This window comes from Terriglobus roseus DSM 18391 (assembly GCF_000265425.1).
In the GTDB taxonomy this organism is placed as follows: Bacteria; Acidobacteriota; Terriglobia; order Terriglobales; family Acidobacteriaceae; genus Terriglobus; species Terriglobus roseus.
In genome coordinates this window covers 618204-640225 of sequence record NC_018014.1, presented here as the reverse complement: position 1 = coordinate 640225, position 22022 = coordinate 618204, and the positions used below count along the sequence as shown (strand labels likewise).

At 61.0% G+C, this 22022-nt stretch carries 21 protein-coding genes; 11 read left to right on the top strand and 10 right to left on the bottom strand.

Features of this window, described 5'->3' with window-relative positions:
* Positions 1-21: 21 nt before the first annotated feature.
* The 6 genes from TERRO_RS02795 to TERRO_RS02770 form a co-directional block, all read right to left on the bottom strand.
* Positions 22-909, bottom strand: a complete 888-nt coding sequence (locus TERRO_RS02795; protein ID WP_014784482.1) for a DUF58 domain-containing protein — start codon at positions 907-909, stop codon at positions 22-24.
* 6 nt (positions 910-915) lie between these two features.
* A complete protein-coding gene (locus TERRO_RS02790) occupies positions 916-1938 on the bottom strand; it encodes an AAA family ATPase (RefSeq protein ID WP_014784481.1) in 1023 nt (340 codons plus the stop codon).
* Between the two features lie 27 nt (positions 1939-1965).
* Entirely contained in the window at positions 1966-4149 is a 2184-nt protein-coding gene (locus TERRO_RS02785; protein ID WP_014784480.1) for a peptidase MA family metallohydrolase, read from the bottom strand.
* Positions 4149-5072 carry a hypothetical protein gene (locus tag TERRO_RS02780; RefSeq protein ID WP_014784479.1) on the bottom strand — a complete coding sequence of 308 codons (924 nt, stop codon included), beginning with the start codon at positions 5070-5072 and terminating at the stop codon, positions 4149-4151. Before TERRO_RS02780 ends, TERRO_RS02785 begins: the two co-directional genes overlap by 1 nt.
* A complete protein-coding gene (locus TERRO_RS02775; protein WP_245536201.1) occupies positions 5069-7324 on the bottom strand; it encodes a glutamine amidotransferase in 2256 nt (751 codons plus the stop codon). The genes TERRO_RS02780 and TERRO_RS02775 overlap by 4 nt, the downstream gene beginning before the upstream one ends.
* A gap of 119 nt (positions 7325-7443) precedes the next feature.
* Complete coding sequence (locus TERRO_RS02770; protein WP_014784477.1) at positions 7444-8247, bottom strand: DUF4159 domain-containing protein; 804 nt, start codon at positions 8245-8247, stop codon at positions 7444-7446.
* A gap of 315 nt (positions 8248-8562) precedes the next feature.
* On the opposite strand from TERRO_RS02770, the gene TERRO_RS02765 reads away from it, so the two are divergent.
* Entirely contained in the window at positions 8563-9918 is a 1356-nt protein-coding gene (locus TERRO_RS02765) for a multicopper oxidase family protein (protein ID WP_245536200.1), read from the top strand.
* 17 nt (positions 9919-9935) lie between these two features.
* Here the strand turns inward: TERRO_RS02765 and TERRO_RS02760 are convergent, their stop codons facing one another.
* Complete coding sequence (locus TERRO_RS02760; RefSeq protein WP_014784475.1) at positions 9936-10136, bottom strand: hypothetical protein; 201 nt, start codon at positions 10134-10136, stop codon at positions 9936-9938.
* Complete coding sequence (locus TERRO_RS02755; protein WP_014784474.1) at positions 10133-10672, bottom strand: hypothetical protein; 540 nt, start codon at positions 10670-10672, stop codon at positions 10133-10135. Before TERRO_RS02755 ends, TERRO_RS02760 begins: the two co-directional genes overlap by 4 nt.
* A gap of 226 nt (positions 10673-10898) precedes the next feature.
* On the opposite strand from TERRO_RS02755, the gene TERRO_RS02750 reads away from it, so the two are divergent.
* Positions 10899-12476 carry a DNA recombination protein RmuC gene (locus tag TERRO_RS02750; RefSeq protein ID WP_014784473.1) on the top strand — a complete coding sequence of 526 codons (1578 nt, stop codon included), beginning with the start codon at positions 10899-10901 and terminating at the stop codon, positions 12474-12476.
* Here TERRO_RS02750 and TERRO_RS21750 read toward each other — a convergent pair.
* Positions 12473-13765: a GGDEF domain-containing protein gene (locus tag TERRO_RS21750; protein ID WP_157178232.1), complete on the bottom strand. Its 1293-nt coding sequence runs from the start codon at positions 13763-13765 to the stop codon at positions 12473-12475. The two genes, TERRO_RS02750 and TERRO_RS21750, sit on opposite strands and share 4 nt — an antisense overlap.
* A 338-nt stretch (positions 13766-14103) precedes the next feature.
* On the opposite strand from TERRO_RS21750, the gene TERRO_RS02740 reads away from it, so the two are divergent.
* Both TERRO_RS02740 and fabF read left to right on the top strand, forming a co-directional pair.
* Complete coding sequence (locus TERRO_RS02740) at positions 14104-14346, top strand: acyl carrier protein (protein WP_014784471.1); 243 nt, start codon at positions 14104-14106, stop codon at positions 14344-14346.
* A gap of 2 nt (positions 14347-14348) precedes the next feature.
* The gene (gene fabF / locus TERRO_RS02735) at positions 14349-15617 is read left to right on the top strand and encodes a beta-ketoacyl-ACP synthase II (RefSeq protein ID WP_014784470.1); all 1269 of its coding nucleotides are present in this window, start codon (positions 14349-14351) and stop codon (positions 15615-15617) included.
* Positions 15618-15689: 72 nt separating this feature from the next.
* Here fabF and TERRO_RS02730 read toward each other — a convergent pair whose 3' ends face one another.
* Positions 15690-16892 (bottom strand): glycosyltransferase family 39 protein, encoded by a 1203-nt coding sequence (locus tag TERRO_RS02730; protein WP_041592901.1) that lies wholly within the window; start codon positions 16890-16892, stop codon positions 15690-15692.
* Positions 16893-16967: 75 nt separating this feature from the next.
* Here TERRO_RS02730 and TERRO_RS02725 point away from each other — a divergent pair, with 75 nt between their 5' ends.
* The 7 genes from TERRO_RS02725 to rplU all read left to right on the top strand — a co-directional run bounded on the left by TERRO_RS02725 (position 16968) and on the right by rplU (position 21962).
* Positions 16968-17417 carry a DUF2251 domain-containing protein gene (locus tag TERRO_RS02725; RefSeq protein ID WP_014784468.1) on the top strand — a complete coding sequence of 150 codons (450 nt, stop codon included), beginning with the start codon at positions 16968-16970 and terminating at the stop codon, positions 17415-17417.
* A 144-nt stretch (positions 17418-17561) separates the two neighbouring features.
* Positions 17562-18263, top strand: coding sequence for a PIG-L deacetylase family protein (locus tag TERRO_RS02720; protein WP_014784467.1), 702 nt, complete (start codon positions 17562-17564; stop codon positions 18261-18263).
* Complete coding sequence (locus TERRO_RS02715; protein WP_014784466.1) at positions 18260-18865, top strand: SAM-dependent methyltransferase; 606 nt, start codon at positions 18260-18262, stop codon at positions 18863-18865. Before TERRO_RS02720 ends, TERRO_RS02715 begins: the two co-directional genes overlap by 4 nt.
* Positions 18866-18879: 14 nt before the next feature.
* Positions 18880-19590: a glycosyltransferase family 2 protein gene (locus tag TERRO_RS02710; protein ID WP_245536199.1), complete on the top strand. Its 711-nt coding sequence runs from the start codon at positions 18880-18882 to the stop codon at positions 19588-19590.
* Positions 19587-20489 carry a hypothetical protein gene (locus TERRO_RS02705; protein ID WP_014784464.1) on the top strand — a complete coding sequence of 301 codons (903 nt, stop codon included), beginning with the start codon at positions 19587-19589 and terminating at the stop codon, positions 20487-20489. Before TERRO_RS02710 ends, TERRO_RS02705 begins: the two co-directional genes overlap by 4 nt.
* A gap of 135 nt (positions 20490-20624) precedes the next feature.
* A complete protein-coding gene (locus TERRO_RS02700) occupies positions 20625-21410 on the top strand; it encodes a TIGR03435 family protein (protein ID WP_014784463.1) in 786 nt (261 codons plus the stop codon).
* A 219-nt stretch (positions 21411-21629) separates the two neighbouring features.
* Positions 21630-21962 (top strand): 50S ribosomal protein L21, encoded by a 333-nt coding sequence (rplU, locus tag TERRO_RS02695; protein WP_014784462.1) that lies wholly within the window; start codon positions 21630-21632, stop codon positions 21960-21962.
* Positions 21963-22022: the final 60 nt, after the last annotated feature.

Sequence of the window (22022 nt, the reverse complement as noted above, 5' to 3'; positions counted from 1 at the left end):
CGCAATGGTTAAGGAGATTCATCAGTTTCCCGTCTGTCGCAACGTCAGGTATTCGCGTAATGCGCTATCCAGAGGCTGATCTGTCAGCAACAACTGGTAGTCCATTCCCGCAGCCTTTGTTTTTGATCGTAGCGACTCCACATGCGCATCGATTCGCTCCCGATACGTTGTCTTCGCATACTCCGGAATCACCTCGATCCGTTGCTCCGTCTCAAGATCCACCAGCACGGAAGGCCCATTCATCACGGGCCGCAACTCCTGCGGATCAAGGACGTGAAACAACACCACCTCATTGCCATGAAAGCGCAACGGCTCAATCGTCTTCACAACGACTTCGGGATCTTCATAAAAGTCAGAGATAACAATCGCGATGCCGCGCCGGTGCAGCAGCTCCTGAAAGTGCTTCAAGGGTTTGCCAAAGTCCGTACGCGCGCGAGGCTCGGCAGCTTCAAGCCCTCCCAGGAGTCGAGCAAACTGACCGTTACGCGAAGATGGCCGAACATAATCGCGCACCTCATCATCGAACACGATCAAACCCGCAGCATCGCGCTGCCGCTTGATCGCCAGATAGAACAGCGCCGCCGCAATAAAGCGCGCATAATCCATCTTCTTCACGCCACCACTGGTGAACTCCATCGAGTTACTCGCATCCAGCAGCACCGTCAACTGGCTGTTCGTCTCGCCGCGATACCGCTTGATGTACGTCCGGTCCGTGCGTCCATACAGACTCCAGTCCACATGCCGCAGATCATCACCCGGTGCATACGCGCGATACTCCGCAAACTCCTGCGAGAAGCCAAAGTCCGGCGACCGGTGCAGACCGGCAACAAAGCCGTCCACAACCGTGCGCGCCAGCAGGTCCAGCGAGGAGATGGTGCCAAGCACCGCGGGATCAAGAAACCGTTGCACCTTGCGTTAGCCCTTCGGCTGCGGAATCACAGCGATCAATCGATTGAGAATGTTATCCGTATCAATGCGCTCGGACTCCGCATGAAAATTCAGCAGAATGCGGTGACGCAACACAGGTACAGCAACTGCAGTAATGTCCTCGTAGGACACGTGGTAGCGCTTGCGTGACAACGCGCGCGCTTTCGCGGCCAGCACAATGAACTGTGCCGCGCGAATACTGCCGCCATAACTGACATACTTCTTCACAAAATCCGGAGCGTTATCACTCTTGTGGCGCGTAGCCCGCACCAGGTTCACAACATACCGAGCGAGCGTTTCTGCGATGGGCACCTGCCGTACCAGCGTCTGAAAGCCCAGCAACTCTTCGGCATTCGTCACAGGCACAATCTTCGGAGCGCGCGTCGCCGTCGTAAGATCCACCACCTTCAACTCATCTTCAGGACTTAGATAGTCGAGAATGCTGTTGAACAGAAAGCGGTCGAGCTGTGCCTCCGGCAGCGGGTAGGTACCTTCCAGTTCAATCGGATTCTGCGTCGCAAGCACAAAGAACGGCGCGGGCAGTTGATAGACATGGCCGCGCACCGTGCACGAACGCTCCTGCATCGCCTCCAGCAATGCAGCCTGCGTCTTTGGCGGTGTGCGGTTGATCTCATCGGCAAGCACAATATTGCCGAAGATAGGTCCCTGCACAAACGTCCACTTACGATGCCCTGTCACCGTATCTTCTTCAATGATGTCGGTGCCGGTAATATCCGAGGGCATTAAATCCGGCGTGAACTGAATGCGACGAAAGACCAGACCCAGCGCATCCGCAACCGTACGCACCATCAGCGTCTTCGCCGTGCCCGGCATGCCAGTCAACAGGCAATGCCCTCCGACAAAGAGCGCGATCAGCACTTGGTCGATGACCTCGTCCTGCCCCACGATCACCTCGCGCACCTGCCGCAGAATGTCTTTGCGCACAACGTGAAATCGCTCAATGCGTGTCTGCAGCTGTGCTGCGTCGGGATTCAAATCGGTGAACGCCATACGTGTCGGTTCCCTTTCGCTTCCTGCTTAGTGGGCCTGTAATTCCAGTAAGAGCTTCTGTGCGGGTCGATAACCTGGGGCCGCTTCCAGCGCCGTCAGGACCGTATCCTGTGCCTTATCGCGCTGCCCCGCTGCCATGTAAGCCGTGGCAAGGTTGTACTGCGCGCCCGCCTTGTCCAAAGGGTTCGTCGCGACCACCGCGCTGTACTCACGGATGGCGCCACTGTACTGCTTCTGCGCCATCAACAACGCCCCCAGATGCTGATGCAGCTCCACATCTTTGACCGGATAGATGTACAACACGCGAGTAAGTGTCGCGGCGGCCTCAGCCTTGTCACCCGCCGCCTCCTGCAATGCAGCGAGCCGCTTCAGCAACAACGGCTGCTGTCCACCCTGGTGCTCATACTGCAGCAACACCGCCGCCTCGGCCTTTGCATCACCCTTGTCATGCTGCGCATCGGCCAGCAATTCGTAGGCGTTCGCGTCACCAATGTACTCGGGATAGAGCGCAATCACCGCCGGTGCCTGCTGAAGCACAGCATCCGTCTGCTTCGCCTGCGCCGCGGCGGCCAGCGCCTTCAGCTTCGTACGCCACTCATCGAAGTGCGCGGCCTCCACACCATACTTCGCATCGATCGTCGCTAGGAACTGCTTATCGAACTCTTCCGGAGCAAGACCAAGATCCGTCTCAATAACCTGTGCCGTCGTCTTGCCCGCAGCGTACGAATGCACCATGTCCAGCAGCTTGCTCTCGCCCCACTTGGCCGCAATAAAGTCGCAGATACTGCCGCCCTGAAAGTAAGAGACAAGCACCTGCTGTGGATACTCCTGAAACACAAACCCACGGTCGAGCTTCAAGATCGGCAGCAACTTCTTGCCGCGAATCGCCAGCAGCACATCCGGCGTCACGCGGTCACTCCACTCCGGCGACCTCTGTCCCTCTTCATGCACGGCAAGGCCTTCCGTAAACCAGCGCGGCACGCGCTGATTAGTCGCCGTAATGATGAAGACATGGCTCATCTCATGCCACAGCGTCGCGCCCCAATTAAAGTCGCCGGGCTTGCGCCCACTGGGGCTGTCCATCGCAACAACCTCACCAAACGTCACACCCAACGCACCCAGCCCCGGCATACCCATCGTGCGCACGGCAAAGTCTTCATGATTGGGATAGACCTCCAACTGCACCGGCGCAGGCAGGGTCATCTTGTACTTCTTCGAATAGGTCTCCAGAATCGTGCGTAACTCCGCCTGCATATAAGGCTGCAGAAGGTCGTTCTCCTTCTTGTCCAGCCGAACAATCGTCGTGGCATCGCGCGTCGTGCTGAAGTTCTTGTAGCTGTCCAGCAGACGCAGGCTATTCACCGTCGCCGGATTGCGATAGCCATTCTCATAAGCCAGCTCAAGCTGCTTTAGCGGCTCTTCTTCCTGGCCCAGTCGCATCAACTCCACACCCAGCAGGGAATGCGCCGCCCAAAGATTCGGCTGCACCTCCGTCGCCTTGCGGTAGTACACCGCAGCATCGGAGAAGCGATAGTGCAGCTCCAGATGGTGTCCAACACGCGTGTAAGCTTCGCCGTTGTGCGGATTGATGGCCGCGATCTTGGCAAACCACGCATCCGCAGGCTTATCCGCAAGAAGTTCAAGCGAGGCATGGACAGCCATCGCATCCGTAGCCTCGCTGTCGATTGCTAGCGCCTTATCGGCCTCCGCCGCGGCCAACTCGCGATTGTCATTGTCGAGCGCAATGGTTGCGGCAAGCTCATGCGCAGCCGCAAGCTTCGGGTCGATTCCAAGCGCCTTCGCAATGGACTGATTCGCATCGCCGCTGTAGTCCTGCGCCTGCACCGTGGCAAGCCCGAGATATGCCCCCGCTTGGTTCGGATCTTTGGCGAGCGCCTCGCGGAACAGATCCGAAGCCTCGGCATTGTTGAAGCGCTCATGCAGCAACATGCCCCAACGAACCTTGTACTGCGCGGGACTTCCGGCAGCCTGTGTCGCCTCGCGGAAGGACGCATTGGCGTTTTGCCAATCTTCCAAGCCCCAGAATCCCTCTGCGCGCTCATACGCATCGCGGCTCTGCGTCAACTGTGTGAAGCACGCCTCCGCCTGCTTCTGCTGTCCGTGCTTCTGCATCTGCCAGCAGCCTGCAGGCGCAACGGCGTGCGCACTTGCACAAGCGCCGAACACAGCCGCAACGGCAAGCAAGCGCATCACTTGTCCAACTCCGCCTGCACCCGTGCAAGCTCCACCAGCGATGCCGTCAACTGCTGCCGATACTGCAGGGGATCCATCGCGGCCTTGCCGTACTTCAACGCGTCGATCCTCTGCTCTAACTCTTCCTTCTTTGCAAGCAACGCCACCTTCGCGGGGTCACTCGCAGCCTTTTGCGCCGCACCAAACCGCAGAATGGTGAAGTTACTCAATTGCTGCCCCTGCCCACCCCCAGCCTCACGAACCGGCTCACCGCGACCGATGTCATCAAAGACCGCATGCTCCGTCGCAAGACGCTTCTGCGAGTCGTAGAAGGCCGCCGTCTTCTTCGACGCATAGACGTATGCCTCCATGGCTGTCAGCGACTCGTTCTTGTCCGTGTCTGCAGACGGATCCTGCAGCGCCTCAACCCAGTAACGCGCAAAGACCGTTGCATTCTTCTCCGTGCCGGACTTGGTAGCCGCAACAACAGCACGCCCGGGACGCTCCAGCGCAGCAACAGCACCGCCGCTGCTGCTCGTCGTATCGACGACCAGTTGCCGCTTCGCAGGCACGCGATCGCACAACGCAGCAATCTCCGCCGCAGACAGATCCGGCCCCACCATGTTGAACTTGTACTCCGTCCCATCGAACGATCCATGGCCGATCAGGATGAGCACAAAGTCATCATTCGCAGCAGCCTGCTGCGCGACCGTTGCCATCGTGCTCCGAAGCTGTGCCGCAGTAGCCTGTGCGCCAGAAAGTGTATACACATGCGCGGTACTGCCACTGGACTTGAAGACCTTATCCAGATCCTTAGCGCCTGCGATAAAACGCTGCTCATAGTCCGGCTCGCCACCAAGTCCTGCAACCGTGACGTAGTAAGTCGCAGCACGAGCCTGTGCCGCGAACAGCGCGAAGGCAACGATCAGCGCGCGCCTCATACAACACCCCACTTACGCCGCAGCAGCCACTCCGCAACTGGAAGACCAAGCAACAGAAAGAAGACGATGGGCATATTCCATAGCTCTTTCGTCGACCGCACCGAGATACCTGCCTCAGAATAAGAAATGTCGCGCGGCAGATCCTTCAAATCGTTCGAAGACCAGGCACGACCACCCGTCTCCTTCGCCAGTTGCTCCAGTAGTTTCGGATTCGCCGCCGTGTGAAAGTTTTCGGCAATACCGTCCTCGCGTTGAAACGTCAGCACTTCGCGGCCAAGCTCACCAACCTTCGCATCTGTCGAATCCGCAGTAACTTCCGTCAGATACGGACCAGCCTTCTCCGCCGTATAGTCCGCGGTATACAGGCCCGGCGTATCCTGCGATGGCGTCATATCCAGCACAGCATTCGCGCCCTCAGGCCCTGAGACATGTGCGCTCACATGAGCATTCCGCGCCGGCTGAAAATCCTTGCTGCGTACCTGCGCCGTAATCTGCAGATGCCCCTGGTCTGACAACGTATGAGCCGACGAGCTAGCACTCACCGCTCCCGGCGTATCCGCCACCAGCCATCGCAGCAACTGCTGCCAGAACAGGTTGTGCGACGGATCACCCAGCGCCTCGCTCATCTGCCAGCGCCACGTGCCCCCCGTCGCCACGATCGCCGTGCGCCCATTGCCATAACTCTGCGTGATCAGCATCGGCATCTTGCGTCGGCCACCGCTGCTCATCTCTGCCAGCACAGTGGCTCCAGGCTTCGGCGTGCCGGGGTCCTCGTAGTCCGCAAGATACGTAAGCTTGCGCCAGCGCGCCTCGTTCTTCAGCGGGTCTTCCAGCAGGCGAGTAATGGGCGACTGCACGCCCGCCTCCGTCAGGTTCACAAGCGCCGCATTGCGATGAAAGTTATTGCGCCCGCCCGGCAAAAACGTTGGCAACAGATCGTTTAGGCTCGATGCAGTCCATCCACCATCGCTCAACGAAGACCGGCCGCCAAGAAACAAAACACCACCGCCACGACGATCGACATACTCGCGGATTAACTGCTGCTGTGTCGGCGTAAAGTAATCCGCATCGACCGATCCGATGATGATGCCGCTGTACTGAAACAGTTCCTCCGCCTTCGACGGAAATCCATCCGCAAGTTCCTCCGGCCCACTGATCCCCTGCCGGTAGATTTTGTTCTCACTCGTCCGTAGCATCGACACGATCTGCACCGTAGGGTCATCCTCTTCCGCGCGGCGAAGAAACCGGAACTGCCAGCGCGGCTCGCCTTCGATGTACAGAATGCGGCGCTTCGCAGCACTCACCAGCACAGGCCGCGTCAACGCGTTGTTACGTGTGTTTTCTTCCCCTGCGACCGGCTCCACGCTGAAGCGCAACGTCTTCGCCCCCGCCGCACCCGCATAGAAATACAACGGCTCACTCTGGATGGCGCCATTCGCACCCAGCGTTACCTCATGCGCTGCCAGCGTCTTATCGCCATCGCGCACGGTCACCGTGGCATGACCATTCAGATACCCATGCTGCGTGAAGGTTATGGTCGCCGCAATCCGCGCATTCGCAACGACCGTCGGCGAAACGCTGACATCCTCCACATCAACGTCATGCTTCAGTTCGGCCGATCCAAACGCAACTGTATGCACCGGCAACCGCCGATTCCTCAGCGCCTGCATCGCCTCCAGCCCAATGCCGGATCCGCCCATGCCTGCTGCGTTCTCGCCACCATCCGTCAGCAGCACCACCGCACCCACCGGCAGATCACTCGTCTCCGTTGCCAGCTGCTGCAGACCATCTCCAAGATGCGTAGCCGCCGCAGCCGGCGTAACACCGTTAAGCGCATCCACCTTCGTCAACGAACGATCAATCCGGTAAAGCCGCGTCCGAAAACGCTGGTTCAACCCGTCGAGCACACCACTCTGCAACGCAGTCAGCGCGGCCTCTTCGCGAGACTTGCCCCCAACATCCCGCGTCGCCATGCTCTTCGAATCATCGACCACCACGGCGATAATGTTCTGCTTTGAGCTAAGTTCCGCAACAATCATCGCTGGCTGCCACAGCAACAGCAGAAGCAGCGCAACCAGTGCGGACTGCACCGCCCACACTCCCCATGCACGGCGCGGACTGAGCGCCGCCGGCTCGCCCCTTAACCCCGGCTTGATCTGCCGCAGCCGGTACTGGATCAGCACCGCAAGCCCCGCACTCGCAATCACAACCAGCGCCGGCAGCAGCCACGCAGGCCACCTGCTCAGGAACACAAGGTGTCCCTGCGTAAATACCGGACTCGGATACTTGAAGAGCAGCGGAAACATATGCGCCGACTTAGCCCTGCGATGAAGTAGGTCGTACCTTGGATAACTGTGGTCGCCCGCGAAGGCTAGTGCGTCATGCCGTACAGGATGTAATCAAGCCCCACGCGAAACGCCGCTGAGGCAAACGGCTCAGGATAGTTCGGATCATCGGCCCACTCCCACGCATCGCCCAGGTGCATGTTGTGGCAGATCGCCACCATAATGCGACCATCCTTATCGCGTATGCCGCGCCACTTGGGTGTGTAGCCATCCTTCTCATACGTGCGATTGGTGCGGATGTAATGTTCCCCGGGGATCTGCACCTTCTCATCCACGTCATACAGCGTGTGAAAGATCTCGTCGCTCTGCTGCAAGTCTTCCACCGGCGCATCGGGCAGCACCTGCCGCAGTCCGGTCATAAAGTTCTCCCAGTCCTGCGTCCCGTGAAAGTCATCCACCATCAGGAAGCCGCCCTTCAACAGATACTCGCGCAGCCGCTTCGCCTCCGGCTCCGTAAAACTCCACGTCTGCACCTGCACCGCATAGATCCACGGATAGTTAAAGATCTCGTCTGAATCCAGGTTCACCACCTGCTCATACGGCCGGCCATCGATGCGAGTCAGTCGATGCATCGCGATCAGAAACTGCCGGTCAGCCTTCGGATAATCGCGCGACCACGAACTCCGGCCCCAGTACCCGCCGCCGTATCCGCCATAACTACTCATGCTTGAGCTGTAAGCCAGCCGCGACCAGTAAAACTCGCTCTTCACATTTGTCGCAGAGTCGTTGCTGCCAAATCCGAAATCCGCCGTCCGCTGATACGCACGAATCCCCGCAGCCCCGCACAGGCCGGCAACGGCAGACAGCAGCGCGATACGCGAGAGCTTCATCCGAAAAACGGCCTCCGCTGGGGAACTGTGCGGCGAGACTATCAGAACTGCGGTACGTCTTACCTCTACAGACGAAGCGCACCGCGCACTTGTTGCAGCCCCACGAAAGAACCAGCAGAATCCTTGCAGACGGCGGCAAGCCCCACCTTGCTGCACACGTTTGGCTCATGAGACGATGCAGCCACCCCGCACGTTAGCGTCCTTCCACGGAGCAGATCGATTTTCGACCGGCGGAGTCTCCTCAAGTTCGGCGGTATCGCGGCCCTTGCCCAGGCGGGCCGGCTGCCGCTCCTCGGCCAGATGGCCATGCCCGGCATGCCCCCGCAAAATGTCCCGGCCCCCACCACCAAAGCCGACTACGAACTCCGCATCGCTCCCGTCCAGGTCGAACTCGACCCCTCCCGCACCCTCTCCACCATCGGCTACAACGGCCAGGCGCCCGGCCCGCTGCTGCGCCTCAAGGCCGGCAAACCCGTCTCCATCGACATCATCAACAACACCGACACACCAGAACTGGTGCACTGGCACGGCATGCTCATCCCGCCCGAGGTCGACGGCACAGAAGAAGAAGGCTCGCCCTACGTCCCGCCGCACGGCCGCTCCCGCATCACCCTCACACCCGGCCCCGCCGGTCTGCGCTGGTACCACTCGCACGCCATGGCCATGGACGACCTCACCAAGGGCGGCTACAGCGGCCAGTTCGGCCTCGTCTACGTCGAAGACGGCAACGACAAAGGCGCCTACGACCAGGAACTCTTCCTCTCCCTGCGCGACTGGCAGCCCTTCTTCTCCGGCTCCATGGAAGACGATGACGACGACACCCACGACGCCCCCATGCTCGAAAAGCCGCCGCACATGAACACCGATCCCAACGGTCTCGAAGTCGTCTCGATGACCTACTCGATCAACGAAAAGGCACTCGGCGGAGGCGAACCCATCCGCGTCCGCGAAGGCCAGCGCGTCCTCATCCACTTCTGCAACGCCAGCGCCATTGAAAACCGACGCGTCGCACTCGCCGGCCACCAGATGCGCGTCATCGGCATGGACGGCAACCCCGTCCCAACGCCCAAACTCGTCGACTCCGTCTTCCTCGGCGCCGGCGAGCGCATCGACGTTGAGATCACCATGAACAAACCCGGCGTCTGGATTCTCGGCTCCACCGAAAAGATGGTGCGCGAATCCGGCCTCGGCGTGGTCGTCGAATACGCCGGCCAGAAGAAACAACCGACCTGGGTCGATCCAAAGAAATTCCCATGGGACTACAGCAGCTTTGGCATCGCCGCACCAACACTGCCCGCGCCAAAGAACATCCTCGACATGCGCTTCGAAAAGATCCCGCGCGGCATGGGCAAGTTCAACGTTTGGACCGTCAACGGAACACCTTATCCCCATGAGAAGGAGTTCGTCCTGCAACGCGGCGAACGCTACCGTCTGATCATGCGCAACTGGAGCGACGACGCCCACCCCATGCACCTGCACCGCCACATCTGGGAACTCGTCGAAATCAACGGCAAACCCATGGGCGGCCTCATGAAAGACACTGTCGTCATCCCCTACTACGGCCGCGCCGTCGTCGACTTCACCGCAGACCAGCCCGGCCTCTCACTCTTCCACTGCCACATCCAGCAACACATGGACTACGGCTTCAAAGCGCTCTTTCGCTACGCATAATTCGAGCCGCGCTGCCTCTAAGGCTTCTTCTCACGCCTGCGTTTTTCTTCCTTCAAACGTTCGATCACATCGCTGCGAGACTCCGTCTCAGGGGCCTGTTGCCGCGGCGCAATGTGTGGCACATCCTCTTTGCTCCATCCGCCACCACCGCCCGAATGATCGTCGTCGTACCGCTGGTACAGCTTGTCACCACGTTCCAACTGCTTCAGATTGATCATGAGTGCACCTCTGCTGGCCTTACGGGTAGGGAAACTTCTTCGGACACATCTGCGACCTTCACAACGCATCTCGCGTTCCATTCGATACCGGGAGACACCACCCGCATCTGAAGCTCGATGCCCACCAGCTCCCGGGAAAAGAACGGCAGCGGCACAAGCTCCTGGTGCGTGATCAGCTCTCCCGGTTCGATCCACGCGTGCTCCTTGAACACCTCATAGATATCCACTGGCTCATCCGGCCGCATCTCGGTCCCCGTGAGTGCGAAGACCATGCAGGCAGTCCCTCGCTCCTGCAGCGGAACTGCCGTCAGGCCCACATTCTTCAGTCGGCAGATCATCGAAAGGTAGTGCCCTCCGGATCGTTCAAAGAGTTCCCCGGTAACCTCAAGCTCAAGCCGCCGCTCGAAGGTGCGACCTCGGCGGTAGTTCAGGTAGGTCCAGCCCGCGCCGACCACCACCGCCAGCGCCTTGATCGCTTTATCCGCAACGTCCAGCCAGAACTTCGCGCCCGCATGGGCATCAGGGAAAGCCTGCATAAAGACACTCCACGACCGGAAATGTGCGACAGGGGCAAACTCTTGCGTGGTGATTCTATGCCCGGTCGTCTCAAGCTGTAACGAAGATTTTCATTCGCCGAAACCCGCGGACAGAACCGACAAAACTCCCAATGATCCCGTCACAGGTGCCGCTCCCACGCACACAGCTTTGTTGGTCCACCGCCCACCATCCGCGGTATCCTTCAGGTGAAGGGAAGGCGAAACCATGCTCCTTGCCGTATTTGCACTTCAGGTCATCTTGTTGCTGTTGGTAGCCGTATTGCTCACGCGCAAGTCCGCGCCCGCCGCCACCATCGACGCGCGACTCAACACCCTGCCCGACCGCATGATCGAACTGGGCGCAAAGGTCGAGGCCGTCGATGCCGCCCTGCGCAACAACGTCAGCGAACTGCGCTACGAACAGGCCAAGGCCGCACAGGATGGCCGCGCCGCCGCCGACAAGGCAAGCCGCGACCTTCGCGAAGAGATCAACCTCTCCATCGAACGCCTCTCCACCACCCTCCAGGGCGGCCTCGCCGAGTTTCGTAGGGACAACACACTAGGCGCGGAAAAGCTCCGCGAAGCCGTAGCCCGCGATCTGAGCGGGATCAGCGAACGCCTGAATGCATCGTTCGCCGAGACTGGTAAAAGCACCCTCGAAGCGCGCGGCGAACTGCACAGCGTCCTCACAAAACTCGCTGACAAGAACGCCGCAGACCAGCGCGAACTACGCGACGCCTTGCAACGCTCCTTCGCAACCATTGGCCAGGAGCAGCGCGAAGGCGGCGAGAAGCTTCGCACGCTCGTCGACAACAGTCTGCGCACCCTCAACACCGACAACGCTGCAAAGCTCGACGAGATGCGTATCGTCGTCGACGAGAAGCTGCAGAACACCCTGAACGAACGCCTCACCGCCAGCTTCGGCACGGTCTCCGATCAGCTCACCAAGGTCCACACCGGCCTCGGCGAAATGAAGGAACTCGCAACCGGCGTCAGCGACCTCAAGAAGGTCTTCAGCAACGTAAAATCCCGCGGCATCGTCGGCGAATTCCAGCTCGGCATGCAGTTGGAACAGATGTTCTCCCGCGACCAGTACGAGGTCAACGTGGCGGTCAAGGCCGACTCAGGCGAACGCGTCGAATACGCACTGAAGATCCCAGACGGCGACCGCGACCACATCCTCCTGCCCATCGACGCCAAGTTCCCGCGCGAAGACTGGGAGCGACTGGAGCACGCCTACGACCACGGCACCGAAGAGGAAAAGCTCAAGGCCGGCGTCGCCTTCGAACGTGCCATCCGCACCGAAGGCAAACGTATCTGCGAGAAGTACATCGACCCGCCCAACACCCTGCCCTTCGCCATCATGTTCCTGCCGACGGAAGCCCTCTACGCCGAGGTCATGCGTCGCCCCGGTCTGCACACTGAGCTCCAGGCCTCCTGCCACGTCACCGTCGCCGGCCCCTCCAGCTTCATGGCCATCCTCACCAGCTTCCAGATGGGCTTCCGCACACTCGCCATCCAGAAAAAGGGCAACGAGGTCTGGAAGGTCCTGGGCAACGTCAAGAAGGAGTTCGGCAAGTTCGAACTGTTAATGACGAAGGTCGAAAACAACGTGAAGACCGTTCAAAACACGCTGAACGACATTGGCACCCGGACTCGCGTGATCAATCGCAACCTGCACAATGTCAGCGAGTTGAACGCACCGCCGGAGCCTGTCGCATCCGGTCTCCTGTCTTTCGACGAAGCCGTGGGCGTCGTCCCTCTGCTCGCCGCAATGACCGACGAGGAAGAGCCCCGCGCCTAGGCCTTCCGCAGCGTCAGCGGCGTCGTGCCGCCGGTCTTGCGCACGCGGGCCCGCTCGCTCTTCTGGCCGAACATGCGGTGGTCCGCCAGGCGCATCAGCGTCACCGCATCTTCGCCGTCTTCCGGGTAGAACGCCACACCCACACTCGCCGACACGCGAGCCACCTGGTTGTCATAGTCCGCGCCAAGTGCCACGGGTAGCTCCACTGCGCGCAGCATCGCAGCAAAAATGCGCTCGATCTGCGGCAAACGGATCGGGTGCGAAACAGGTCCCCTTGGGTCGTCGCCGATATCCACGGCAATCAGCGAGAACTCGTCGCCACCCAGCCTGGCGAGCGTATCCGATCGGCGCGTGGCATTCTCCAGGTTGCGACTAATCGCCTTCAGCAATACGTCGCCCGCGTCGTGTCCCATCGTGTCGTTGATCTGCTTGAACCCATCCAGGTCCAGGTTGAAGATCGCCAGGCGGTGCCGTTCCCGGGCTGCGCGCGCCAGCGCAAACTCCAGCCGATCGTCGAACAATCGGCGATTGGGCAGGCTCGTCAGTTCATCGTGCAGGGCCAGCCACTGGTTGCTGATAATCTGCCGCTCCAGCAGCACCAGCAACAGCCCCACCGTGATGATGAACTTCTGCATATTCCAAAGCTCATTCAGGAAATCCGCCCACTGCGGGTAGACCTCAGAGACCCACGGATGCGCCAGAAAGCACAGAGACCAGACCACAAAGCCCGTCACGACGGCGATCTTGCCCCGGCTGCGCGACTGCAGCGTCTTCCCAAAGGCGATGGCACACATCATGTACACGAAAGACAGGTCAAGATAGGCGGCCATCCGGTAATGCAATGTGCCCGTGCAGATCGCCAGCGGCACCCAGATGCCCGCGACCGCCGCGTAGTACGTCCAGCGCCGCCGCAGCAGCGCGCAGGAAGCGAGACCGGTAACCAGACCGTAGCCGACAAGCACGGCATACAGTGAGGCCACCCGGCTGTCGAGGGAGTAGATCGTCAACAGGGCCAGGTTGGGGCCGATGTTGAAACACAGAAATGCAGTGCTGCGTGGCATGCGCCGCAGCCCCGGCGAGGCCGAAAGAAGGAACATGACGCCTGCCAGCAGGTACGCATCCAGCGCCACCACGTGCGACGCACGGTGCATCACCAGCCCGTTTGGCATCGAGTACACGATCCGCGCCGCGCACTCCAGCAGGATCAGCAACAGACCCGCGATCCACAGGCGCATATCGTCGCGCTCGCGGCGGCCCCTGAACAACAGCAGACACACGAGCAGGGCCATCGCAAAGAAATCAGGCAGTAGCAGGTAGTTCATTCAGACCTAAAGCCCGACGGCTTCGCCAGGAATCTTCCTCAGGGAACCTCAGGAAAACTTCACGTTGGCGTAAACGGATTGTAAGCGCCACCTTTTAAAAACCGTGTGAAGTTTTTCGCCCGCCCGCTTCCGTGCACAGCTTCCCCTCCCACTCTGGTAACGTGACAGGAGCCTCTGTACACTAGGGAGCGGCTCGCTCGCCGCAAAAGGGGCGGGGAAGATGGCCTCCACGAAGTGCAGATACGCCGTGGAGTGCATCCAACAATCGCGGCGAATTTTTGGAATCTGTTCAGGAGAAAAGCAAGATGGCATCGGTTGACGAGAAGGTTAAAGGCATCATCGTAGAGCAGCTTCAGGTGGATGAGGCTGAGGTAACCCCGGGCGCGTCCTTCCAGGAAGATCTGGGAGCTGATTCGCTCGACGTGGTCGAACTGGTGATGCAGTTTGAAGAGGCCTTCGATATCCAGATCCCGGATGAAGACGCCGAGAAGATCAAGACTGTAAAGGACGCAACGGACTACATCGAAGCGCACGCAAAGGCTAAGTAAACGTGGCACAAGCAACAACCATTCCCGCACGGCGTGTTGTCGTAACGGGCATCGGACTGATCTGCGGCATCGGCAATACGGCCCCTGCCGTATGGGACTCTCTGATGGCCGGCACCAGTGGCATGGCGGAGATTACGGCCTTCGATCTTGAAGGCCATCCCGCCCGCTTTGCCGCGGAAGTTAAAAACTTCGACCCGCACATCTTCATCGAGAAAAAAGAAGCCCGGAAGATGGGCCGCTTCATTCACTTTGCTCTCGCAGCGGCGCAGGAAGCCATGGAACACAGCGGTCTCCAGGTCACACCGGAGAACGCCGAAGACATTGGCGTCCACATCGGTTCCGGCATCGGCGGCTTCGACATCATCGAACGCGAGCACACCAACCTGATGAACGGTGGCCCGCGCAAGATCTCGCCGTTCTTCATCCCTGCATCGATCGTGAACCTGGCGGCGGGGCACGTCTCCATCCGGTTCGGCGCCAAGGGGCCGAATCAGGCGGCGGCAACTGCCTGCACCACCTCGGCTCACTCCATCGGCGACGCCTTCCGCATCATCCAGCGCGGCGACGCGGAGGCCATGATCGCAGGCGGCGCAGAGGGTGCCATCACACCGCTCAGCGTCGGTGGCTTCGCAGCCATGAAGGCACTGTCGACGCGCAATGATGACCCCACACACGCATCGCGCCCATGGGATAAGGATCGCGACGGCTTTGTCATTGGCGAAGGCGCAGGCATCCTGATCCTGGAATCGCTCGAGTTCGCACAGGCACGCGGCGCAAAGATCCTCGGCGAAGTGGTCGGCTACGGCATGAGCTCGGACGCCTTCCACATGACGGGCATGGCTCCGGGCGGCGAAGGCTGCGCACGATCCATGAAGAACGCGCTCAAGTCCGCTGGTCTGCAGCCGAACGAGATCGACTACGTGAACGCGCACGCCACCTCAACGCCACTCGGCGATGTGATGGAGTCCAAGGGCATGGAGACGGTCTTCGGCGAACATGCACTCAGCCACAAGCTTCTGGTCTCTTCGACCAAGTCCATGACGGGTCACCTTCTGGGTGGCGCGGGCGGACTCGAAGCCGGCATCACGCTCATGGCCATGCAGAAGGGCATCGTCCCGCCGACCATGAACCTCGACAACGTGGATCCGGAGTGCCGTCTGAACTACGTTCCCAATAAGGCACAGAACGCTCAGTTGAACTACGCCCTGTCGAACTCGTTTGGCTTCGGTGGCACCAATGGTTCGCTGATCTTCAAGCGCTGGGACGAGTAACCAGTCTGCCCTCGACAACACATAGAAAAGCCCGGCCTCGTGCCGGGCTTTTCTGTCTTACGGTTCTGCCGTCTACCGAACAGACACCCAGAGCCAGGTTCCGCACAGGATCCCCTGCGCCAGCAGCGTCGTCAGAACAATCGCCAGGAACAGCTTCCGCTGCTTCGTCTCGGCTGCGTCCGCGAAAGCTCCGCCCACAAACGTCAGCAGAAACGGATACGCCCACACCACCGGGATGCTGCTGATCTGAGTCGTCTCAATCGGTAACAAAACCAGCGTAACCAGCAACGGAACGGTGTTGCCAAAGTAGCGCGCACGCCGCAGCAAAACGAACAGCACCAGCGCGATTCCCGCCGCCGCCGTCACCGCAAGTTGCAGTGGATCCCGCACCAGCTCCAGCGCCGGCATGTAGTCCAGCGTGAATCGTCCCGCACCCCCGGTGAACACATACGTGAACAGCCCCAGCCGGAACGTATACGAAGCAAACACCAGCATTAACGCGCCAAACGCAGACACCAGCAGCACCGGAAACACCAGCGTCCGACGCCGCTCCGCCACATAGAGCATGAACACCGCAGAAGCAAAAAGACCAAGCACCGCAGCCAGCAGATGCGCGCAGGCAGTCAGGCCAAGCGCCAGCGTAAACAGCACAATGCGCGGCCGCCATTTGCGCGGCGGCCCATACATCGCATGCGCGATACCGATGGCCGTATAAATAACGGCGTAAAGTCCCCACGCCGCCAGAATCTCGTTATTCGGTGTCGTCGCATACCGCAACACCAGCGGCGAAACGCAGTACAGCAGCAGCGACATCGCCCCGCCCACGTTGCCGAAGAGCCTTCGCGTCACCCACCACAGCCCAGCGCCCAGCATCACCGCAGCCAGTGCAAACGGCACCCGCAACAGGTATCGCGTCCCCACGATCTGGTGCCGCAGGTCATAGACCGAACCGCCAACAGGGTCCGAATCAGCCGGTGTGTGATTGCGCTTGGCCGCGATCCAGTCTTCGAGACGCAGCGTGTTGACGTAGATGCTCAGCGGCAGCGCCGCAGCGCGATACGCCAGCGTTCCATCGCCCTGCATGTTGCCGCAGGTCGTGAAGTAGCCCGCGGCAGGCGCAGGCTTCTCCCACATCTCGCGGCCGCACAGGGCATAGCGATAGTCGCTCTCCGTCAGCGGCGTCCGGCCGATAACGAACAGCGTCGCTGCGAAAAACAGCAGCAGGATGAGGGCGGCGATCTTTTGGGGCAGGCCGAAGTGGAAACGAAAGCTCATGAGTGCGACAGGTTCGAGTGTACCGTCCCGGACATCCATCCGAGTGCCGCCGCCCTCCGCGTTTATCCTTGAGCCATGGATTCGTTGGAACTGCAGGTGGGCGCAGGTCGCCTCGTAAGCTATTCGCCCGTGCGCGAACTGCCTTGGCGCGTGGTCTTTGAGGATGAGGGCGCGGCAGGTTACTGCTACGCCTGCGATGGCCGCCGAGCCACCGTGGACGAGGACTTCGATGTCACCGTGATGGACGCCATGCTCGTCTACAACGTGGAAGCCATGCAGCGCGAGGATGACAGCGACCGCAAGCGTCTGCTTACCGTCGAGTGGTCGCGGGACGGCCAGCGCGCAGCCCTGCGCCTCGACGGCGTACCGCAGGTGCTCATCGACTTCGAACACCGCGAGAGCCGCTGCCGCAGCAACTTCCCTAACTTCATGGACGACGGCCGCAATAACTGGCGCAGCGCCGACCACGCCTGGGACGACGCCGCCATGACGCAATTCGAAGAAGCTGCGCTCACAGCCGAATAGCCGCTAAGTGTGAAATCAGCCATAGTCATCGCATGAACGCATTGCGTCGTTCCCTTGCGCAGCGCGCATATGCGCCTGTGTTAGCTAAGGCACAGTGATCGCAGAAGCTACTGGCCCCGGTAAGCGTGCATCACACGTCTCGCTGTGATCCTTTCCATCATCGACGATCAACAATGGCTCACGACCCTCGGCGAGGTGCCTTCGTGGACGCCAGAGCTGATGCCGACAATGGTCGTCGCTCCGCATCCGGACGACGAAACACTCGGCGCTGGAGCACTTATCGCCACCCTGCGAGCGCAGGGCGTACCCGTAACGGTGGTCGCGGTGACCGACGGCGAAAATGCCTACGAGACATCTCAGGACGAACGTGATGCGCTGGGCCAGGTGCGCGAAGCGGAGCAAACCGCAGCGCTGCAGAAACTGGGCGTGGAAGCGAACAGCATCCACCGCCTGCGCCTGACTGATAGCGGCCTGATGCAGCGGCAGGAAGAGCTTACGCGGCGCCTGCTGGAACTCGCGAAAGACGGCATGCAGATCGTCGCTCCCTGGTCCGGCGACTTTCATCCCGACCACATGGCCTGCGCCCACGCCGCAGAGTCCGTCGCCAAGGCCAAAGGCCTGCCGCTGATCAGCTACTTCTTCTGGACATGGCATCGCGGCACCATGGACCTGTTGGCCGGCCTGCCGTTGGGTCGATTTGTCCCCGACGAAACGGCCATGCAGGCAAAGGCCGACGCACTCGCCTGCCACGCATCGCAGTTGGAACACGTCAGTGGAGAGCCTATCCTCCCCAAGCGCCTGCTGGGCCCGGCGCGCTGGCCCTTTGAGGTCTTCCTGCACGGATGAGCACCTTGTCCACCAGCTCGCCGGAATTCTTCGAAGCGAAGTATCGCGGCGGTGCGGATCCATGGAACTTTGCCGCTGACGCCTACGAACAGGCACGCTATCGCACTATCCTCCAGGCTCTCTCGCCCGCGCGCTATCACCACGCATGGGAACCCGGCTGCTCCGTCGCCGTACTGACGCAGCAACTCGCTGCCATCTGCGATCGCGTGGACGCGTGCGACTTCTCCACGACCGCCGTGCAACAGGCGCAGGAGCGTTGCGCAGGACTCCCCGGCGTCCACGTGCATTGCGCCTCGCTCACTGATGAAGCTCCAATCGCAGACTTCGACCTGATCGTTCTCAGCGAAATCGGGTACTACTTCACTGCGGACGAGTGGCAGCGACAGGTTTCGCGCATCGTCGGTGCCATGCAGCCCAACGCGACGTTGCTGGCCGCGCACTGGCTTGGACACTCGCAAGATCACATCCAGGGCGGCGATGCCGTGCATGAGGCTTTGCTCGCACAGCCCGGACTGCAGCACGAACATGCCGAGCGGCATGAACAGACGAACAGTGGCTTCCGGCTCGATCGGTTCCGCAAACAGGCAGGCACAAACGCATGATCACGCCCTGGCACATGGCCGTTCTGATTCCCGCCCGCAATGAGGAGCTGCTGTTGCCGCGCTGCCTGCGCTCCGTTGCGGCTGCCTGCGCGGTTCTGCCCGCCGGCGTGACCAGCGACATCATCGTCGTCTCCGACGGCTCGACCGACACCACAGCGGATCTTGCAAGGGCGATGTTGCAGCACACCTGCGGAAGGGTGCTGGAGGTGGATGCCGGCAACGTCGGCTTGGCTCGCGCGCTTGCTGCGGAGACGGCTCTGACACGCCATCGCGGTAACCCCTGGCGGTGCTGGCTGGCGAACACCGACGCCGATTGCGAAGTTCCGCAGAACTGGCTCTTGGACCATCTCTCGCTGGCCCGACGCGGCTATACCGCAGTCGCCGGCATCGTGGATGTCGATTGCTTCGTGGAACACCGCGAGCATGTCGAGACACGCTTCCGCGTGACCTATCAGATCAACGACGACGGCACGCACCCGCACGTACACGGTGCCAACCTGGGTGTCCGGGCCGACGCCTACATGCTGGCCGGCGGATGGAACGCGCTGGAGACAGCCGAGGATCACGACCTGTGGGCGCGGTTACGCACCGCCGGTACACATCTCTCCGACGCGCGGCTGCGCGTGGTCACCAGTGGTCGACGCGTAGGCCGCGCACCACTGGGCTTTGCCGGAGCGCTGGCAAAGCACAACGAATTCATTGCCGATAGCGAGAACGCCGCATGACGACGCCAGAAGTCATCGCGCGCTTCGGGCAGCTATGCCGCGAAGATCTCCCCTCGCCCGGCACCGGCAACACGCCACAACGCCACCGCCGCATCTTCACAGCAGGTCGCGAGGACCTGAGCCTGGCCAAGCTGGCCGAGGCGCACTGGGACGCAGTCGCCATCCTCCGCGAGAGTAGCCGCGAACCCGCCGCAGCCGCCAAGTACGCCGTCTGGGCGAGCGAAATCCCCGGCCGGCCCATGCGCTTTGAAGGCGGCCGCCTCAGCGGCACCAAGGAGTTTTGCAGCGGCGCAGGCCTGGTCGATCGCGCACTGATCTCCTCCGGCGACCTGTTGCTCGAAATCGACCTCACAGCCCACCCCGACCGCCTGAAAACCGATGCATCCGGATGGCAAACCGAAGCCTTTCGCGCCACGCAGACCGCCGCGCTCACCTTCGAGGATTACCCTGCAGCCGTCGTCGGCGAAGCAAACTGGTACGTCGACCGTCCCGGCTTCTGGCAAGGTGCCTGCGGCCCTGCTGCTGCGTGGGCTGGTGGTGCGGCCGGCCTGGTCGATTTCGCGATGACAGCGAAACGTTCGGACGCGCACACTACCGCGCAACTTGCGGCGATGCACGCGAATGTCTGGGCCACGGAAGCCATCCTGGCAGCCGCAGCCGCCGAGTTCGATCGCGAACCCGCGGCAAACGCAATGGTGCGTGCACTTGAAGTTCGGCACCTGGTCGAACAGATGTGCACGGATACGCTGCGCCGCTTTGCTCGCGCGATGGGACCTGCTCCGCTGGCGAAGAATGCCGATGTGGCACGTCGCTACGCGGAACTCGATCTCTTCCTGCGCCAGTGCCATGCCGAGCGCGACCTGGAAGCACTGGGCAGAGCGCTGCGACCGCAGGCCTAGTGCCCCGTTCGGCTTAGCACCTCGGTACCGTCGCGCCCAAAGCGGGGTGCAGATAGACTTGCAGCCGCACCTCCGATGCCCTGCCCTATTGCAGTTCGTGTTGTGGCGCCAACCTACCCCGAGGTCTCGTGCTGCATGCGTTTGTTTGCTCCTCTGCTCCTGTTTGCGTGCGCCCTGACGCATACCTCTGCCTCTGCGGAGACACCAGCGAGCGCGCCTGCCTTTGAGGTGGCAACCATCAAGCCGGTCGACCCGGCACCCAAATCAGGCCGCTGGATGCGCGTGGAGGGCACGCACCGCTTCGTGGCTCGCAACTACACGTTGCGCCTGCTGATTGCGGCAGCCTACGACATGAACCCGCGCACCATCTCCGGCGGCCCGGGATGGATCGACTCCGACAAGTATGCGATCGATGCGATCACGCCGGGCGAGAAAGCCCCGGACCATGATGCGCAGATGCTGATGCTGCGCACGCTGCTGACCGAGCGATTCCACCTGGTCTTCCACCGGCAAGCGAAGATCTTGTCCATCTACGAGATCACCGTCGCAAAGGGTGGGGCAGACATGTCAGAAACCCTGACTCCGGACGCCCCGCCGGAGCTCGTCAGCATCGTCTATCCGGACAGGATGATCATGCCCGCCCGCAACGCCAGCATGGCCGACCTGGCCCGCATCATGCAGCGAGCCATCCTCGACCGTCCCGTCGTCGATCACACCGGCCTCACCGGCCGTTACAACTTCAACCTCGAATGGCAGCCAGACGAGACGCAGTTCAGCGGCGACATCCCCGCGCCCGCCGATTCGCAGAGCCCCCCGCTGCTGGTGGCCATGCAGGAGCAGCTTGGCCTGCAAATGAAGGCGGTGAAAGGACCGGTCGACACCATCGTGATCGACCGCGCCGACAAACCTTCGGAGAACTGACCGGGTTCTGGGAGCCAGGGTTGACCCAGAGCCGGATTCCCGGTATTCTTGTCAGGTTTGGCGTAGCAGGATTTTTGGCTGTGTGCCTTGGCGGTTTTCTTGCGCCGGGCCAGCCCTGCCGGGCAGGTGAAGGTACCCTGAATCCTTCCCCGCCGCCTTTCATTTTGAGCTCAATGGTAGGGATGCGCACCGGCGAACGGCCGGGCGTGGAGGTTTGTGATGTACGCAGTGATTCGCACCGGTGGAAAGCAGTATCGTGTCGCTCCCGGAGACACCCTGAAGATTGAAACGACCGCGCACACCGACGGCGCCATTGAGTTTGCTGACGTGCTGGCTGTAAGCGGCGAAGAGGGCAAGTTTGAGCAGGAGCTGACGGGCGCCAAGGTTACGGCAACTGTGCTCGGCGAAGGCCGTGGCGAGAAGATCCTGGTCTTCCACTTCAAGCGCAAGAAGCAGTACAAGAAGATGCAGGGCCACCGCCAGAACTTCGTTGAAGTCAAAATCAACGAGATCCTGGTCAACGGCAAGAGCTTCAAGGCCGAAGCCAAGTAGTTTTGCAGCATCTGCCGCACCAGCGGCAAACATTTTGAGATATCTGCGGGCGTTCTCCCT